Source organism: Streptomyces sp. NPDC006140 (assembly GCF_040628815.1).
In the GTDB taxonomy this organism is placed as follows: Bacteria; Actinomycetota; Actinomycetes; order Streptomycetales; family Streptomycetaceae; genus Streptomyces.
Map to the genome: position 1 here is coordinate 105501 of NZ_JBEXTS010000009.1, position 17467 is coordinate 122967.

Here is a 17467-nt window from a genome sequence, read left to right on the forward strand (position 1 = left end):
GCGTGGTCGGCCGAACCCTTCCTCGCACCATCGTCGCTCCGCCTGGTCAGACGGAGAAACTCGGGAAAGGGTTGCACAACGGACCGTGCCCACCGCGTGCGGCGGTGGACACGGTCCGTGTTCATAACGGCGAGGTATACCTCCCTCACCTGCGGTTTCAGCCGAAGATGTCGTACTGCTTGAAATCGGTGCCCACGGACTGCCTTGTGGCAAAGATCTCGCTGGTGGCCTTGCCGGTGCCCTTGTACAGGTAGAGCGTGCCGCCGGGGGTGCGGGCCAGGAAGTCGGCCTTGCCGTCGCCGGTGATGTCGCCGGTCGCGTCGAAGGCGTTGTACGTGGTGCTGCTCCAGGTGCGGACCTTGATCCGGCCGGAGAACGCCCCGGTGCCGGCCTTGCCGGTGCCCTTGTACAGGTAGATGTAGCCGCCCGTCTTGCTGCGGGCGATCAGGTCCGTCTTGCCGTCCCCGGTGAAGTCGCCGTGGCCGCGCACGGAGTTGTACTGGTTCCAGCCGGAGCCGACCTTCACGCGCGGGGCGAAGGTGCCGTTGCCCTTGCCCGGGTAGATCCACAGCACGCCCGCCGAGTCGACCGAGAGCAGGTCGGGCAGGTAGTCGCCGGTGACGTCACCGGGGGTGATGATGCGGGTGCGGGTCGCCCAGTTGTCGGCGATCTGCTGGGTGGACCAGGTGCCGCTGGAGATGACGTAGTGCGCCCAGTAGACGTCGCCGGTGGAGCTGACCCGGTAGACCAGGTCCTGGTAGCCGTCGCGGTCGAGGTCGGTCTGCAGGACGAGGTTGACGCCGTTCCAGTTGCCCCAGGACTCACGGGCGGCGAAGGAGGTGCCGTTGGAGTTCTTGGAGTAGCCGGTCTTGGTGGAGGCGTTGCGCACCCACAGGTCGGCCTTGTGGTCGCCGTTGACGTTGGTGTCGTCGAGCCGCGGGTAGGCGGCGCCGACATACGTGCTGACCTTGCTGAAGACGCTGTAGGCGCCCTTCTCGACGCAGTCGGCCACGCCCCAGGACACGACACCGACGATGCGGTTGGCGACGACCAGAGGGCCGCCGGAGTCGCCGTTGCAGGCGGAGGTGGTGCCGGTGTCGCTGCCGGTGGCGGGCGGGCCCGCGCAGACCATGTGGCCCTTGATGAAGTCCGCGCCGTAGTAGCCCGCGCAGGTGGTGTCGGACTGGATCGGCAGCGTGGCCGTCTTCAGCGTCTCGGAGATGTCGTCGCTGGTGGAGCTGGTGCGGCCCCAGCCGTAGAGCTGGGCGCTGGTGCCGGCCGCGTAGGAGGCGGTGTCCCCGGACGTCGTCATGCGGATCGGCGTGGCCTTCACCGGGACGGGCAGGGTGAGCACCGCGATGTCGTTGTCGATGGTCGTCGCGTTGTACGAGGGGTGGTTCCACTGCCGCCAGACGCCGGTGACGGTGCCGCCGTGCAGGTCGGTGCCGTCGGCGGAGGGCAGCTGGGAGGTGCCGGTGACAACGGCGCCGTTGGCGTGCCAGTCGTAGCCCTTGACGCAGTGCGCGGCGGTGAGGATCTTCGTCGGCGCGACCACGGCGCCGCCGCAGAAGAAGCCGATGTCGTCGCTCGTGCTGGAGGTGCCGCGGTCGTCGTAGTAGTGGAGCTGCGCCATCCACGGGGCCGAGGTGATGGTGGTGTCGGTGCCGCCGATGACCTTCGGGTCGATGCGGCTCGTGGTGGTGCCGGCGCTGAGCGAGGCCTTGCTGGTCTTCCCGGCGGTGTCGTCACCGGCCATGGCGCCGGCGACGCGCTTCTCCAGCTCGGCGAGCGACGGGGAGCTGGTGGCGGGCTTGACCGTGGGCTGCGGCAGCGGCGTGGCGGCGTCGGCGGACGAGGTCAGCAGTGCGGCGGCCAGAGCAGCGGCGACGCCCAGGGCTCCGAGGGGCAGGGCGAGGCGTATCCGGCGTCTGTGACGACCGGCGCCGGACATGGACGTGTGCAAGAAAGTCCCCCAGGGGTGCAAAGGTGGAGGGGCAACCGGAAGTGCCCGTTCCCTTCTGCGCCGAAGGGCCGTTTCTCGTCACTGGGTGGCGAGAAACGGCCCTTCGAGGGACTGCGTCGACGACTAGTCGCCGTTACCGGGCGTCGGCGTCGTCTTCTGGATCTGCATCAGGAACTCGACGTTCGACTTCGTCTGCTTCATCTTGTCGAGGAGCAGCTCGATCGCCTGCTGCTGGTCGAGCGCGTGCAGCACCCGGCGCAGCTTCCAGACGATGCCCAGCTCCTCGCTGCCGAGCAGGATCTCTTCCTTACGCGTGCCGGACGCGTCGACGTCGACGGCCGGGAAGATGCGCTTGTCGGCGAGCTTCCGGTCGAGCTTGAGCTCCATGTTGCCGGTGCCCTTGAACTCCTCGAAGATCACCTCGTCCATGCGGGACCCGGTGTCCACCAGGGCGGTGGCGAGGATGGTGAGCGAGCCGCCGTCCTCGATGTTCCGCGCGGCACCGAAGAAGCGCTTCGGCGGGTACAGCGCCGTCGAGTCGACACCACCGGACAGGATGCGGCCGGAGGCCGGGGCGGCGAGGTTGTACGCACGGCCCAGACGCGTGATCGAGTCGAGCAGCACGACCACGTCGTGACCCAGCTCCACCAGGCGCTTGGCGCGCTCGATGGCCAGCTCGGCGACGGTGGTGTGGTCCTCGGCGGGGCGGTCGAAGGTCGAGGAGATGACCTCGCCCTTCACCGACCGCTGCATGTCGGTGACCTCTTCCGGACGCTCGTCGACCAGGACGACCATCAGGTGGCACTCGGGGTTGTTGTGCGTGATCGCGTTGGCGATCGCCTGCATGATCATGGTCTTGCCGGTCTTCGGCGGGGCCACGATCAGACCGCGCTGGCCCTTACCGATCGGCGACACGAGGTCGATGATGCGGGTGGTGAGCACGCCCGGGTCCGTCTCCAGGCGGAGGCGGTCCTGCGGGTACAGCGGGGTGAGCTTGTTGAACTCCGGGCGGCCGCGGCCGTGTTCGGGCGCCATGCCGTTGACGGAGTCCAGGCGGACCAGCGCGTTGAACTTCTCGCGCCGCTCGCCTTCCTTGGGCTGCCGCACCGCACCGGTGATGTGGTCGCCCTTGCGCAGGCCGTTCTTGCGGACCTGGGCGAGGGAGACGTACACGTCGTTCGGGCCGGGCAGGTAGCCGGACGTGCGGATGAAGGCGTAGTTGTCGAGGATGTCCAGGATGCCCGCGACGGGGATCAGGACGTCGTCCTCGTTGATCTGCGGCTCGGTGGCCATGTCGTCGCGGCCGCGACGGCCCCGGCGGTCTCGGTAACGCCCGCGACGGCCGCGACGGCCGCCCTCGAAGTCGTCGTCGTCCTGCTGCTGCCCACGGTCCTGGCGGCCGCCGCCCTGCTGGCTCTGCTGCTGGCCGCGGTCCTGGCGGCCGCCGCCCTGCTGGTCGTCGCCCTTGCCGCCACGGCGGTCACGGTCGCGGTCGCGGTCCCGGCCGCGGTCACGGCGGTCGCGACGACGGCCCTCGCCGCCGTCCCCGTCGGACTTGGCCTCGTTGCCCTGGGACTGCTGCGCCGGCGTCTCGGCCTTGGGCTCGCTCTTCGCCTCGGCGGCGACCGTCTCGGGAGCGGAAGCAGGGGATCCGGCATCGGCGGTGGCGCGGCGACGGCGGCGCTCGGAGGGAGCGTCGTCGGAGGCCGGCTGGCCGGGGATCTCGATCTGCTGCTGGGCCGTGGCCTTCTCGGCCTTCTCCGCGGGGGCCTCGGGGGCCTCCTTCGCGTCCGCCTTCTTCTCGGCCTTCTCACCGTTGTCGCCCGTACGGGCCCGCGAGGTGGCGCGGCGCTTGGGCTTGGTCTCGGCGGGGGCGTCGGCCTTCGCGGCCGGAGCGGCGCCGCCGGACGCCTGCGCCTCCTTGATGACCTCGATCAGCTGGCTCTTGCGCATGCGCGCGGTGCCCCTGATGCCGAGGCCGGATGCGACCTGCTGCAGCTCGGCCAGCACCATGCCCTCGAGGCCGGTACCGCGGCGCCGCCGGGAGCCGGCACCGGTGGCAGGCGCGGAGGCGTCCGTGGCGGGCGCGGCAGCGGTCTCCTCGACACGTGCGCCCATCAGATCGGTGGTGTCGCTCACGAAGGGTCCTTCCCTGGAGCGGACGTCGGCCTGTCTGGCTCGGCGACCGGTTGTGCTGTCCGGCTTCGGTCCGTGTGGTGTGAACCGTGCCGGGGCGGTGGTCCGCCTAAGCGGCGGAGGAATCTGGTGATGGCGCTTCCTTGAGTCGTGGCACCCAGTGTCAGTGTCACGCGGCGTGGTAGCACCGGTTCCGGAGCGTGCCCTGCGGCCCGCTCAGTGTCCTCGTACGGCGTACGGTCCGACGTACGGAACACAGTGCGGCTTGGGGGGCTCCCGGAAGAATGTCTGTCCCGGACGGGGACACGAGGCACCTCGCCATGGTGGGGTCGGGTGCAGACTTGAGGTTAACACTACCGGATCCAACAAACATTCCCCCTCTCCAATTCCGGCAAGCGTGTGTCAGGTCGCGAGCGGAAGCACGCTCGCGCCGTACGCGTCGAGGCTCAGCCGGTTCGCGGCCCAGTCCGCGCCGGCCAGGGCCTCGACCTTGTCGGCGGTGTCCGCGTCGGCCAGCGCCATGACCGTCGGCCCGGCGCCGGAGATGACCGCGGGGATGCCGTCGCTCCGCAGCCGCTCCACCAGCGCCGCGCTCTCCGGCATGGCCGGGGCGCGGTACTCCTGGTGCAGACGGTCCTCGGTGGCGGGCAGCAGCAGCTCGGGGCGCCTGGTCAGGGCCTCGACGAGCAGGGCGGCCCGGCCGGCGTTGGTGGCCGCGTCGACGTGCGGAACGGTGCGCGGGAGCAGGCCGCGCGCCGTCTCGGTGAGTACCGGCTTTCCGGGCACGAAAACCACCGGAACGATGGAATCGGCGGGGTCCATCCTGATCGCGCGGGCCGCGCCGCCCTCCATCCAGGACAGCGTGAAGCCGCCCAGCAGGCACGCGGCGACGTTGTCGGGGTGGCCCTCGATCTCGGTGGCGAGCTCGAGCAGCGCCGTGTCGTCGAGCTTGGCCTCGGCGCCTATGGTCACGGCGCGGGCGGCGACGATGCCGGCGCAGATGGCGGCCGAGGAGGAGCCCAGGCCCCGGCCGTGCGGAATGCGGTTGGCGCAGACGATTTCCAGGCCGCGCGGCTGTCCGCCCAGCAGATCGAAGGCGGTACGCAGGGAACGCACGAGAAGGTGCTGCTCGTCACGGGGGAGGGTCTCGCTGCCCTCACCCGCGATGTCGATGTGCAGCCCGGAGTCGGCCACCCGGACGACCACGTCGTCGTACAAGCCCAGCGCCAGGCCGAGGGCGTCGAAGCCCGGGCCGAGGTTGGCGCTGGTGGCGGGGACGCGCACCCGGACGGCGGCGGCGCGGAACGCTGGACCGGCCATCGCTCGATGACTCTCCTTGAGCTGCGGTGATTGTCGAATGACGTTCAACGGACATTCGATGACGTACGAGAACCCGGGGGGCCGCTGCCGACCGGGGTGGCCGGCCGCTGTCCCGGCCGTGGAGACGACGCGGAACCGCTCCATGCGGAGGCATATGCGGCGGGCGGGTTCAGTACAGCCTATCGAAGGAAGGTTCTGTGGCGACATAGGGCGCACAGGAGGCGCACGATGCGTGTCGTAAGCCCCCTGTGCACCCCCCGTAGGGATTCTCCCCGGCCCGACGCCGTCTTACGCCGGAACATGTCGGGCGTGACACCGGCGCTCGGTGCGTCCGCGCACGTCAGGCCGGTTCGAGCGCCGTCAGACGAGACCCAGGCGCTCCGCCGCGGCCGCCGCGTCGACGGGGACGGTGACCGGCTGCGGAGCACCGGCGACGGCCCAGTCGGGGTCCTTCAGCCCGTTGCCGGTGACCGTGCACACGATGCGCTGGCCCGGGTCGACCTTGCCCTGCTCGGCGGCCTTCAGCAGACCGGCGACGGACGCGGCGGACGCGGGCTCGACGAAGACGCCCTCCTGCGAGGCCAACAGCCGGTAGGCGCGCAGGATCTCACGGTCCGTCACCTCGTCGATGGAGCCGCCCGACTCGTCGCGCGCGGCGATCGCGTACTGCCAGGACGCCGGGTTGCCGATGCGGATGGCGGTGGCGATGGTCGAGGGGTCCTTGACGACCTCGCCGCGCACGAGGGGCGCGGAACCGGAGGCCTGGAATCCCCACATGCGGGGGGTCTTCGTGGCGACGCCGTCGGCGGCGTACTCCTTGTAGCCCTTCCAATAGGCCGTGATGTTGCCCGCGTTGCCCACCGGCAGGACGTGGATGTCGGGCGCGTCCCCGAGCATGTCCACGATCTCGAACGAGGCCGTCTTCTGGCCCTCGATACGGACCGGGTTGACCGAATTGACCAGTGCGACGGGGTAGTTGTCGCTGAGGCCGCGCGCGAGGGTGAGGCAGTCGTCGAAGTTGCCGTCGACCTGGAGGATCTTCGCGCCGTGCACGAGGGCCTGGCCCATCTTGCCGAGCGCGATCTTGCCCTGCGGCACGAGCACGGCGCAGACCATGCCCGCGCGGACGGCGTACGCGGCGGCGGAGGCCGACGTGTTGCCGGTGGAGGCGCAGATGACGGCCTGCGCGCCCTCCTCCTTGGCCCGCGTGATGGCCATGGTCATGCCGCGGTCCTTGAAGGACCCGGTCGGGTTCGCGCCCTCCACCTTGAGGTGGACCTCGCAGCCCGTGCGCTCGGAGAGCACCTGCGCGGGCACGAGGGGCGTGCCGCCCTCGCGGAGCGTCACGACCGGCGTGGTGTCGGATACCGGCAGCCGGTCCCGGTACTCCTCGATGATTCCGCGCCACTGGTGGGTCATTGCTGGTTACTCTCCTTCAACCCGCATGATGCTGGCGACACCACGCACGGTGTCGAGCTTGCGCAACGCCTCGACGGTCCCGGTGAGGGCGGCGTCGGACGCGCGGTGCGTGACGACGACGAGGGACGCCTCGCCGTCCTTCCCCTGCTGGCGAACCGTATCGATCGAGACTCCGTGCTCGGCGAAAACGGTCGCGACCTGGGCGAGAACACCCGGTTTGTCGGCCACGTCCAGGCTGATGTGGTAGCGCGTGACCACGTCGCCCATCGGCGACACCGGCAGCGCGGCGTAGGCGGACTCCCCCGGCCCGGTGGCGCCGCCGATCCGGTTGCGGCAGACGGCGACGAGGTCGCCGAGCACGGCGGACGCCGTCGGGGAACCGCCCGCTCCGGGCCCGTAGAACATGAGCTGCCCGGCGGCGTCGGACTCGACGAACACGGCGTTGTAGGCGCCGCGCACGGAGGCCAGCGGGTGGCTCAGCGGGATCATGGCCGGGTGCACGCGCGCGGTGACGGACCCGCCGTCCGCGGCCCGCTCGCAGATGGCGAGCAGCTTGATGGTGCAGCCCATCTCCTTGGCGGAGGCGAAGTCGGCGGCGGTGACCTCGGTCATACCCTCGCGGTAGACGTCGTCGAGGCGCACGCGCGTGTGGAAGGCGATGCCGGCGAGGATGGCGGCCTTGGCGGCGGCGTCGAAGCCCTCGACGTCGGCGGTGGGGTCGGCCTCCGCGTAGCCGAGAGCGGTCGCCTCGTCGAGGGCCTCCTGGTAGCCCGCGCCCGTGGAGTCCATCTTGTCGAGGATGAAGTTGGTGGTCCCGTTGACGATGCCCATCACGCGGTTGATCTTGTCCCCGGCGAGGGACTCGCGCAGCGGGCGGATCAGCGGGATGGCACCGGCGACGGCGGCCTCGTAGTAGAGGTCCGCGTCGTGCTCCTCGGCGGCGGCGTGCAGGGCGGCGCCGTCCTGGGCGAGCAGCGCCTTGTTGGCGGAGACGACGGAGGCGCCGTACTCGAAGGCGGTGGTGATGAGGGTCCGGGCGGGCTCGATCCCGCCGATCACCTCCACGACGACGTCGATGTCGCCGCGTTTGACGAGGGCGGTGGCGTCGGTGGTGACGAGGGCCGGGTCGATGCCCTCACGCACGCGGTCGGGCCGCCGTACGGCCACGCCCGCGAGCTCCACCGGGGCCCCGATCCGGGCCGTGAGGTCGTCGGCGTGCGTCGTCATGATGCGCGCCACCTCTGAGCCGACCACTCCACAGCCCAGCAGCGCCACCTTCAGCGGACGCGTACGCATCATCCGACCTCGTTTCCTCTTTACCGTCTACGGTGGAACCAGTCTCACTCACCGGACGGGACTTTCTGCCCTCGGTCCGAATTTTGAGACGTCTATTTCATTTGCGCGGAGGCGGAAGACAGGAGATCTTCCGCCCCCGCTCGCACGGCTCTTCGCTCAGCCGACGTCGAGACGCAGCAGGTCCTCCTCCGTCTCCCGGCGGACGATCACGCGCGCTTCTCCGCCCTCGACGGCGACGACCGGCGGGCGGAGCACGTGGTTGTAGTTGCTGGCCATGGACCGGCAGTAGGCGCCGGTGGCGGGTACGGCGACGAGGTCACCCGGTGCCAGGTCGCTCGGCAGGAACGCGTCCTTGACCACGATGTCCCCGCTCTCGCAGTGCTTGCCGACGACCCGGGCGAGCATCGGCTCGGCGTCGGACGTCCGGGACACCAGGGCGACGCTGTACTCGGCGTCGTACAGCGCGGTGCGGATGTTGTCCGACATGCCGCCGTCGACGGAGACGTACGTGCGCAGCCCGTCGAGGGGCTTGATGGTGCCGACCTCGTAGAGCGTGAAGGCGGTCGGCCCGACGATGGCCCGGCCCGGCTCGACGGAGATGCGAGGGGTGCGCAGCTTGGCGGCCTCGCACTCGCGGCTGACGATCTCGGTGAGCGCCTTGGCGATCTCATGCGGCTCGCGGGGGTCGTCGTCGCTGGTGTACGCGATGCCGAGCCCGCCGCCGAGGTCGATCTCGGGCAGCTCGACGCCGTGCTCGTCGCGGACGTCCTTCAGCAGCCCGACCACCCGGTGGGCGGCGACCTCGAACCCGGACATGTCGAAGATCTGCGAGCCGATGTGGCTGTGGATGCCGACGAGTTCCAGGCTGTCGAGCTGGAGGGCGCGCCGAACGGCCTCGGCGGCCTGCCCGCCGGCCAGCGGGATGCCGAACTTCTGGTCCTCGTGGGCGGTGGCGATGAACTCGTGCGTGTGGGCCTCGACGCCGACCGTGATCCGGATGAGGACCTTCTGCCGCCTGCCCAGCTCCCGGGCGATGTGGGCGACGCGGACGATCTCCTGGAAGGAGTCGAGCACGATGTGGCCCACGCCGGCCTCGACGGCCCGGGTGATCTCGTCGACGGACTTGTTGTTGCCGTGGAAGGCGATGCGCTCGGCGGGCATGCCCGCGGACAGGGCGGTGGCCAGCTCGCCGCCGGAGCAGACGTCGACGTTCAGCCCCTCCTCGTGCAGCCAGCGCACCACGGCACGGGACAGGAACGCCTTGCCGGCGTAGTAGACGTCGGCCTCGGTCCCGAAGGCGCTGCGCCAGGCACGCGCGCGGGCCCGGAAGTCGGCCTCGTCGAGGACGTAGGCCGGGGTGCCGAACTCCTCGGCGAGCCGTGTGACGGGAATCCCGCCGACGGTGACCACACCGTCCTCGTCGCGGGTCACGGTCTGGGCCCAGACCTTGGGGTCGAGCGCGTTGAGGTCGGCGGGCGGGGCGGAGTAGTGGCCCTCGGGGAGGACATCGGCGTGACGGGGCCCGGCGGGGTGTGCGGAACGGCTCATTCTGCGTGCTCTTTCAAAGATGGTCGGGTGCGTCGATGCCGAGCAGGGACAGGCCGCCGGCCAGCACCGTCCCGGCGGCTTCGGCGAGGGCGAGCCGGGCACGGTGGGCGGCCGAGGGTTTCTCCTCCCCGAGGGGCAGCACAGCGGGGAGCAGGGGCAGCGCGGCGTCGGCGACGGCGAGGAGGTGCCGGGCCAGGCGGTCGGGGGTGTCCTGGGCGGTGGCGAGGACGCGGGGGTGGTCGCCGAGCAGGGCGACCAGCGCGTCACCACCGCCCACCGGGCCGGGCTCGGGGTGAAAGCCGAGGTCGGCGGCGTTGCGCGACAGCGCCCGGGTGCGGGCGTGGGCGTACCGAACGCGGAAGAGGGGGTTGGTCTCCCGCTGGACGAGGTGCTCGGGGGTGATCCGGGGCCGGTCGTGCGCGGCGGGGTACAGCAGGGCCCAGCGGGCGGCGTCGCGGCCGAGGGGAAGGGGATCGGCGGGGGCGGGGACGGGGCGCACGGTGAGGTCGACGTCGGCGAGAGCACGGGGCCCGCGGGAGTCGTCGATGTCGACGCCGAGGACGGGCTCCCACTCCGGCGCGGGCGGCCCGTCGTAATGGACGCGGACGAAGTCACCCTGACTGCGCCGCACGCGGCCGATGGCATCCGCGACCACGACGGCACGGACCTCGGCCGGGCACCGGAGCTGGACGATGTTCCCGCTGACCCCCGCGGCGTGGCCGTACCGCCGCCCACGGCTCAGGATCTCCTCGACGAGGTCGGCGGAGGCGGTGCTCTCCAGGCTGAGGTTGAGGAAGCCGGGACCGGTGACGACGACGTCGGTGACGCGGTCCTCGTGGAGCAGTCGCGCGCGGAGGATCTCGGCGACGCGCCGCGGCGGCTGCCCGGCCGCGCCGGCCAGCTGGAGCGCGATGTTGGTGGCGTAGTCGCCACACCCCCCGGGCCCCGGCGGCGTGACCACGGCCCGCTCCGGCACGGTCACGCTCAGCTCCCCCTCGTCGACAGCGCGACGCACGGCGTGCAGCACGGTGCGGGAGAGCTCGACGGGGGTCACGGGGACAAGCGTATGGGAGGAGGGGGGTGGGTAGGCGAGCCGGTTTGGGGGAGGGTCCGGGATGTGGACGCGGGGTGGTGTGCGGCGACTCGGTCCCGCGCGGTACGGCGGGATGATCGACGGCCGGCCCTTACGGGGACGGCTTGCTGATCCTGCCTGGCCCTACGGGTACGGCCTGCCGGTCGACTGCCTGCCCCTACGGGCACGGCGTGCCGGTCGACCACCTGCCCCTACGGGCACGGCCTGCCGATCGACCACCTGCCCCTACAGGCACGGCCTGCCGATCGACCACCTGCCCCTACAGGCACGGCCTGCGGATCGACCACCTGCCCCTACGGTACGGCCGACTGATCGACGGCGGGTGCCTGGGCACCGCCGCCGACGTCGGGACCGGCACCGCCCTGTCGCCCCCGGCTCCGGGCCCGCTCCATCAACTGCCGCACCATACCGACCAGTTCGGCCGGCTCGAAGGGCTTGGCGAGGAAGGCGTCGACGCCCACGTCGAGCCCGGCCTCCACCTCGTACTGGGTGCAGGCACTGACGATGGCGAGGGGCACGTCCCGGGTCCGCGGATCGGCCCGCAGCCGGGAGGCGGTCCTGAGCCCGTCCAGCCGCGGCATGGCCACGTCGAGCGTCACGACGTCGGGCCGCACCTGATGAACGACATCGAGACACTCGGCACCATCAGCCGCGGTCACGACCTCCAGCCCCTCAAGCTCGAGGTTGACCCTGATCAACTGCCGGATGACCTTGTTGTCGTCCACAACAAGCACCCGGCCCGACGCGCCTGGCACAACTCGAGAGTAGGTCGGCCCCGGCCACCGCGTCCCGGTTTTCCCCACTTCCACCCCGCACGAGCGACCCGCACCCCCGCCCCCGGCAGCGGAAACCCGTTCATGACCACCCCGAGGGAGCTGGTAGTGTTCTACCCGTCGCCGCGAGCAACGCGACCGACACGCCCCCGTAGCTCAGGGGATAGAGCAACGGCCTCCGGAGCCGTGTGCGCAGGTTCGAATCCTGCCGGGGGCACCTTGGATGAGGTGCCCAAAGACCCCGCCATCAGCGCTTTCGCTGGGACGGGGTCTTCGCGTGTGTGCAGGTGTGTGCGGTCCGGAGCGGCTGTATGTCAGGGGCCGTGGAATATTCGTGGACTGGCGGCCGGCGACACCGCCCAGGTCAGCGGGCAATCCTCACGTCATGGTCCGAGCTTCCACAAGCGACCGCTGCACGTCACCCACCAGGCCCCGGAGACGCCCGGGCTGCACGCCCTCATGTCCCATCCACTCGTCGAGGCGAGGACGCAGGTGCCGCGCCATGTCCAGCCCGTGGCGACGCAGCACCGAGCGATTGATCGAGATCTCTGCCTGCACCTCTCTTCGGAGATCATCGGTCCAGCCCTGCGCCCGGTCGTCCTCTCCCAGAGGAGCCTTGAGAGTGGCCACAGCTTCATCAAGCACAGCGAGCAGGTCCATGGCCCTCCGAACTCCACAAGGCAGACGCACAGCAGCAGGGAACGGGCCAGAATGCCGAAGGCCCCACCCGCTCATTGCGCAGGTGGGAGCACGGTACCTTCGGCCGGCCTTAGTCAGTTGTTTATTTCCTCCTGGTCATCGCCCTCCCCGAGGAGTTCCGCGATGCGGCGGTCGGCCACGTCCTGGCGAACGTCGAGGCACTTCGCGTACCGGCTCAGCAGCACTTCGACGCTGTTGCCCGCGCGCTCCGCGACCTCGGTGGGGTCGGCGCCGGCGTTGAGCCAGGAGGAGAGGGGAAGAGCGCGGCGGGCCTCAGGTCGTACGGCCGAGCGGCCAGCGGCGCGGCCACCTGTTCCGGTGTGAGCGCCAGGTGCCGGGCTCGCCCCAGACGGGCCAGTACGGTCCAGAGGCGACCACTCCCTCGGGCCGTCTCCGGGCCGTCCGAGGCCGCTCCGCAGTGGTCCGTGACCAAGCATTCCGGAGTGGCCAGCCGCTCACCGCCCTGTGCATACGGTGGTGGAGGGGAGTGTGCGGTACCTAGTGCTCTGCCTTGCCCTCGGCGGCGACTGCCGCGCGGCGCTTCTTCCAGGCTTGGACGGCAGCGGCTGTGACTGCTGCCACCGCGGCTGTGACGAGTTGGGCGGGCAGCTCCGTGAGCAGTCCGTGGACAGCGAGATCGAAGGCGTCTTGAAGGGCGTTCATCGAGTTGGGCTCCTGCAAGGCTGAGGCCGAACGGCCGGATGCGGTGTGGTGACGCCTTTACGCTCCTGGGGTGTATGGGGCCTGGTCTACTTGTTCGGGCCTTGTTCTGGACAAGCCCGGACAAGGGCGGGTTGTTCGCTGGACAAGGGGGTTGCGTGACCAGTGCGGGCAGACGGACTCGTCCGTGGGGGCCTTTGAAAGGGCCATCTGCTGAGGCCAACGCTGTCGCTCGGGTGCTGAGGCAGTGGCTGGATCGGGCAGGGATGCGGGTGGATGACGTGCTGAGGCAACTGACGCCTGAGCACTTCGCTGAGGGACGCGTCCCTGGCCGATCCACGGTGTCTGAGCGTCTGGCCGGTGTCGGGTTGCGGGAAGACTTTGTCCAGGCCATAGCCGATGTCTGCACACGGAGCGCTGCTGACAGAGATCGGCTTCTTGAGCAGGCAGACGCTGCCCGACAGGGCGCGGCCGGGGCTGCGAGCGGTACAGGGGCCGACAGCTCCGCTGGGGAAGCGGAGCTTGTGCTCCTGCAGCAGAGGTCGCTCGCGGTCTCCGACAAGCTGGTTCGGGCGATGGAGCGCGCCGCGCAGCTGGAGCGCGAGCGCAATGATGCCAACCAGATGGTGCTCGTGCTGTTGGCCATGGTGGACAAGTTGCACCGCGACGTCGACGCGCTGGGCCGAGAACGGGACCGGCTGCGTGCCTTCCGTTCCATGGACACCGAGTTGGAGCAGGTGCATGGGCGTCTGGCACGGAGTGAGCAGCAGCGGATAACCGCGGAGACGGAACTGGAACGTGCTCGTGCCGAGCGTCAGAAAGCTGACCAACTCGCCGAGGAGGCTGCCGAACAAGTCCGTCTGCTGGCCGAGGAACTCGAACGCCTCCGCGGTCAGGTGCCGGGCACAGACGAGGATGACTCTGTGCCCGGGCCCACCACGACACCCGATTTACGGGACGCGCTGAGCGGCTCGACCGACGACATTGATCTGGCACTCATCAAGGCCGCGCGTCACTTGGATGACCGTGCCGACCGCCTCGATCAGCTCGCCAGCGAGCTCCACATGGACAACCCGCCGGACAACTCCGCCAGCTCGGACGTTACGGCGGACAACTCCTCGGACGACGGCTTGGACTCCGAAACCGAGAACGCCGCGCCATCCCTGGTGGAGCGAGGTCCGCGCGACTTCGAGGCATTCTGCCGAATGCACTACCCGGCATATCTGGCCTGGGCAAGCACGTATCTGAACAACGCGGTCGATGCCGAAGCCGCAGTCGACTCGGCGCTCGAGGCGCTGCTCAGAATCTGGCCGAGAGTGCTGAAGACGGAGAGCCCAGCGGCATACGCCTGGAAGTTGATGAAGTTCCATACCGTCAGCCTTGCCAAGACCCGAGGCCGGCACGATGCACTCATCGACTCGGCCTTCGAGACTGTCGCGCTGCGCGAGGCGGTTGACCCCGTCGGGCAACTGGAGGAGGCGATCAACCTCTTCCAGGCCATCAAGGAACTTCCCGAACGGCAGCGGGACGTCGTCGTGCTGATCTACCTCCACGGGCACTCGATCCACGATGCCGCCTACCACCTCGGCATCTCTCCTGCGACAGCGCGCCACATCGACTTCCAAGCCCGGCGCGCCATGCAGCGCTACCTGCGACTGGCCGGGGAGTGACATAGATCAAATCCAGGTGTCCAGCCACATCCTGGCCCGCCAGTCGGCGTACGGGATCGTCTGCCCGGTGTAGATCGGGAAGAAGTAGATGAAGTTCCAGGCGATGAGCAGCACGAGCGCGCCTGCGGCCACCGCACCCCGTGTGCGGCGTTTCTCCGTCGCCCCCGGGGGACCCAGCAACGCTGCCAGCATCATCGTCACGGCCAGGCTCAGGTACGGCACGAAGACGACTGCGTAGAAGGAGAAGATCGTGCGGTCCTGGTACAGGAACCAGGGCAGATAGCCGGCAGCCACCGCGCACAGGATGGCTCCGGCGCGCCAGTCGCGGCGCATCGCCCATCGGTAGAGCAGGTACACCAGGGCGCAGCATGCCGTCCACCACAGCAGTGGTGTGCCCAGGGCGAGGATCACCTGTGAGCAGTCTGCGGTCGTGCGGCAGCCGGCCTTGCCGGGTTCCGGCGCGTCGTAGTGGAACAGCACGGGGCGGCCGAGGACCGGCCAGCTCCACGGGTTGGACTCGTACGTGTGGGGAGTGTGCAGTCCCACGTTGAACTGGTAGACCCCGTACTCGTAGTGCCACAGGCTGCGCAGCGGGGCCGGAATCCATGACCCTGTGCCGCCGCGGCCGTCCGCCCGGTGCCGTCCGTAGCCGTTGTCGGACAGGAACCAGCCGGTCCATGTCGCCAGATACGTCAGCACGGTGACCGGAACGAGGGACAGCACCGACCAGCCGAGGTCCCTGCGCAGCACCGCTCGGTAGGGGTGGTGCGCCCCTGCCACGCGGCGGGCGCCGACATCCCACAGCACCGTGAGCGCCAAGAACAAGGCGAGGAAGTACAGGCCGTTCCATTTGGTCGCGGCCGCCAGTCCCAGGAAGAAGCCGGCGGTGAGCCGCCATGGACGCGCTCCCGTCCCGGCGCGGTCGCCGGTGACATGGTTCGGGCGCGTGTGGCCGTCTCCGTCGACCGGTAAGGCTGCCGCGAGCCGGGCCCGTGCCTGGTCCCGGTCGATCAGCAGGCATCCGAACGCCGCCAGGACGAAGAACATGACGATGAGGTCGAGCAGGGCGGTGCGGCTCATCACGTAGTGCAGGCCGTCCAGCGCCATCAGTGCTCCGGCCAGGCAGCCCAGCGCCGTCGAACGGAACAGGCGGCGTCCTGTCCGGCACAGCATCAGCACCGACAGCGTGCCCAGGACCGCCGTCATGAAGCGCCAGCCGAACGGGTTGAGACCGAACATCCACTCGCCCAGGGCGATCACCCACTTGCCCATCGGCGGGTGCGCGACGAAGGAACCGGTGCCGGAGAGCGGGATCACCTGAGGGTCCGCCAGGATCTGGGGATCGGCGATCTCACGGTCCGGCCAGGTGCCCTCGTAGCCGAGCCGCAGCAGGGACCAGGCGTCCTTGGCGTAGTACGTCTCGTCGAACACGACCGCCCGCGGGCTGCCCAGCCGCCAGAAGCGCGTCAGTCCGGCAAGGAGCGCCACCAGCAGCGGCCCGCCCCACCCCGACCACCGAGCCAGCCGTCCCGCCGCTGCCGGGGACAGTCCGAGGGTGCGCCACAGCCGTGAGCCGGGTTCGGGAAACGGCACCGCCAGGCGGTCGCGTGTGGACGTACGAGGCGGCTCCACGTGCCCGAAGCGGCGCAGCCGCAGCTCCCATGAGGTCGGCCGGCGATTCGCCGCCTTCGGCGGCACGTCGGCAGACGCGGGCGTGTTCTCACGGATCACGTGGTCGGCTTCCAAATCGGCGGGAGCAGGGCGAGCCGGGGGGGCGGCTGCCTGGAGGTCGGTGGCGGTCACGCCCGCTCAGGCAGTCCCCGGGCACCGGGACCGCTCGAACCTGGCCAGGGCGCTACCTGGTGGTCGAGGTCCGTGTCGGCATAGGGACCGGCTCGGGGGTCGAGGGGCGGTACGGCATCGGCACCGGCCTGATGGTCGACGTGCAGGTGGGCATCGGCATCGCTGCGGCAGTGGAGCCGGGGCGGGCCGTCGACGGCACCGGCGCCGGTTCGGTCGGCGGCGTGCAGGTGGGCATCGGCATCACTGCGGCGGTGGAGGCGGGGCGCGCCGTCGACGGCATCGGGACCGACCCGGCAGAGGTGACGGGGCGGTGCTGAGGGCCGGTGGGCCCGCCCTGAGCGAAAGAGCTCGGCAGGACCGTCAGTCCGACCGCGAGTCCGGCAAGGGTCAGTGCGGATCCGGTGGCCATCCAGGCGGTCCGGGCCCGCTGCCGGGCGCGCACGCCGGCTTGCAGTCGGCGTCGGTGCCGGTCCTCGTAGGGCGTGTCCTCCTGGCTGTCACGCATCATCCGTGCCAGCTCCTGCTCGAAGTGATCCATGGCTCCTTCTTCACTCCACCGGCTCTGTCGCCTCGGCCAGTAGCTGCCGCAACCGCGCAACGCCGCGTGCCGTGAGTGAACGGGCGGTACCCACTGGACACCCCAGCACCTCCGCGACCTGCCGCTCGGGCAGGTCTTGGTAGTAGCGCAGCACCACAGCGGCCCGCTGCCGCGCCGGCAGGAACGCCAACATGGCCTCCAACCGGGCCCGTTCGTCCACGGCGGCGGTCTCGTCTCCCCGCTCGGGCGGGTCGGGCAGCTGCTCCACGGGGTGCTCACCCCACCAGCGACGCCGTGCCGAGCGAGCCGCGGCACGGGCCAGGACCCTGCGCACATAGGCCTCGGGCGCCTGCTCGGCCACCCTCGGCCAGACGAACCACAGCTTGACAAGCGCCTCCTGCAGCAGATCCTCGGCCCGGTGCCGGTCTCCGCCGGTGAGCAGCCGCGCCAGGTGAAGCAACGCCGACCACCGAGCCGCCACGAACCGGTCGAACTCCTCGGCCCGCAACTCCCCCATCAGCGTCGTCCCTTACCTAGACACGCCCCTAC

The 17467-nt window shown here is 70.3% G+C and carries 14 protein-coding genes, 1 tRNA gene and 1 pseudogene; 3 read left to right on the forward strand and 13 right to left on the reverse strand.

What is annotated here, in order from left to right; genetic code table 11:
- Positions 1-157: 157 nt before the first annotated feature.
- The 8 genes from ABZ386_RS23320 to ABZ386_RS23355 all read right to left on the reverse strand — a co-directional run bounded on the left by ABZ386_RS23320 (position 158) and on the right by ABZ386_RS23355 (position 11578).
- Positions 158-1951, reverse strand: a complete 1794-nt coding sequence (locus tag ABZ386_RS23320) for a trypsin-like serine protease (RefSeq protein WP_358965719.1) — start codon at positions 1949-1951, stop codon at positions 158-160.
- A 135-nt stretch (positions 1952-2086) separates the two neighbouring features.
- Positions 2087-4102 carry a transcription termination factor Rho gene (gene rho, locus ABZ386_RS23325; protein WP_351342442.1) on the reverse strand — a complete coding sequence of 672 codons (2016 nt, stop codon included), beginning with the start codon at positions 4100-4102 and terminating at the stop codon, positions 2087-2089.
- 399 nt (positions 4103-4501) lie between these two features.
- Positions 4502-5419 carry a homoserine kinase gene (gene thrB, locus ABZ386_RS23330; RefSeq protein ID WP_114255312.1) on the reverse strand — a complete coding sequence of 306 codons (918 nt, stop codon included), beginning with the start codon at positions 5417-5419 and terminating at the stop codon, positions 4502-4504.
- 360 nt (positions 5420-5779) lie between these two features.
- A complete protein-coding gene (gene thrC, locus ABZ386_RS23335; RefSeq protein WP_114255311.1) occupies positions 5780-6838 on the reverse strand; it encodes a threonine synthase in 1059 nt (352 codons plus the stop codon).
- A 6-nt stretch (positions 6839-6844) separates the two neighbouring features.
- Positions 6845-8137: a homoserine dehydrogenase gene (locus tag ABZ386_RS23340; protein WP_351342439.1), complete on the reverse strand. Its 1293-nt coding sequence runs from the start codon at positions 8135-8137 to the stop codon at positions 6845-6847.
- Positions 8138-8290: 153 nt separating this feature from the next.
- Positions 8291-9682, reverse strand: coding sequence for a diaminopimelate decarboxylase (gene lysA / locus ABZ386_RS23345; protein ID WP_351342437.1), 1392 nt, complete (start codon positions 9680-9682; stop codon positions 8291-8293).
- 13 nt (positions 9683-9695) lie between these two features.
- Positions 9696-10736, reverse strand: a complete 1041-nt coding sequence (gene nrtL, locus ABZ386_RS23350) for an ArgS-related anticodon-binding protein NrtL (protein ID WP_358965721.1) — start codon at positions 10734-10736, stop codon at positions 9696-9698.
- A 332-nt stretch (positions 10737-11068) separates the two neighbouring features.
- Positions 11069-11578, reverse strand: coding sequence for a response regulator (locus ABZ386_RS23355; RefSeq protein ID WP_351342433.1), 510 nt, complete (start codon positions 11576-11578; stop codon positions 11069-11071).
- Between the two features lie 115 nt (positions 11579-11693).
- Here ABZ386_RS23355 and ABZ386_RS23360 point away from each other — a divergent pair.
- A tRNA-Arg gene (locus tag ABZ386_RS23360) sits at positions 11694-11765 on the forward strand.
- Positions 11766-11926: 161 nt separating this feature from the next.
- On the opposite strand, the gene ABZ386_RS23365 is transcribed toward ABZ386_RS23360, so the two are convergent.
- The 3 genes and pseudogenes from ABZ386_RS23365 to ABZ386_RS23375 all read right to left on the reverse strand — a co-directional run bounded on the left by ABZ386_RS23365 (position 11927) and on the right by ABZ386_RS23375 (position 12910).
- Entirely contained in the window at positions 11927-12208 is a 282-nt protein-coding gene (locus ABZ386_RS23365) for a hypothetical protein (protein WP_358965723.1), read from the reverse strand.
- Positions 12209-12321: 113 nt separating this feature from the next.
- Positions 12322-12625 (reverse strand): annotated as a pseudogene (locus ABZ386_RS23370) (site-specific integrase); the annotation flags it as partial.
- A gap of 120 nt (positions 12626-12745) precedes the next feature.
- Complete coding sequence (locus ABZ386_RS23375) at positions 12746-12910, reverse strand: hypothetical protein (protein ID WP_356523889.1); 165 nt, start codon at positions 12908-12910, stop codon at positions 12746-12748.
- A 521-nt stretch (positions 12911-13431) separates the two neighbouring features.
- On the opposite strand from ABZ386_RS23375, the gene ABZ386_RS23380 reads away from it, so the two are divergent.
- On the forward strand, positions 13432-14577 hold the full coding sequence (locus tag ABZ386_RS23380; protein WP_355717751.1) for a sigma-70 family RNA polymerase sigma factor: 1146 nt from the start codon (positions 13432-13434) through the stop codon (positions 14575-14577).
- A gap of 6 nt (positions 14578-14583) precedes the next feature.
- Here ABZ386_RS23380 and ABZ386_RS23385 read toward each other — a convergent pair whose 3' ends face one another.
- On the reverse strand, positions 14584-16275 hold the full coding sequence (locus ABZ386_RS23385; protein ID WP_358965828.1) for a phospholipid carrier-dependent glycosyltransferase: 1692 nt from the start codon (positions 16273-16275) through the stop codon (positions 14584-14586).
- Between the two features lie 164 nt (positions 16276-16439).
- Between ABZ386_RS23385 and ABZ386_RS23390 the strand changes: the two genes are divergently transcribed.
- Positions 16440-16697, forward strand: a complete 258-nt coding sequence (locus ABZ386_RS23390) for a hypothetical protein (RefSeq protein WP_358965726.1) — start codon at positions 16440-16442, stop codon at positions 16695-16697.
- Positions 16698-16928: 231 nt separating this feature from the next.
- On the opposite strand, the gene ABZ386_RS23395 is transcribed toward ABZ386_RS23390, so the two are convergent.
- The gene (locus ABZ386_RS23395) at positions 16929-17435 is read right to left on the reverse strand and encodes a SigE family RNA polymerase sigma factor (RefSeq protein ID WP_351342411.1); all 507 of its coding nucleotides are present in this window, start codon (positions 17433-17435) and stop codon (positions 16929-16931) included.
- Positions 17436-17467: the final 32 nt, after the last annotated feature.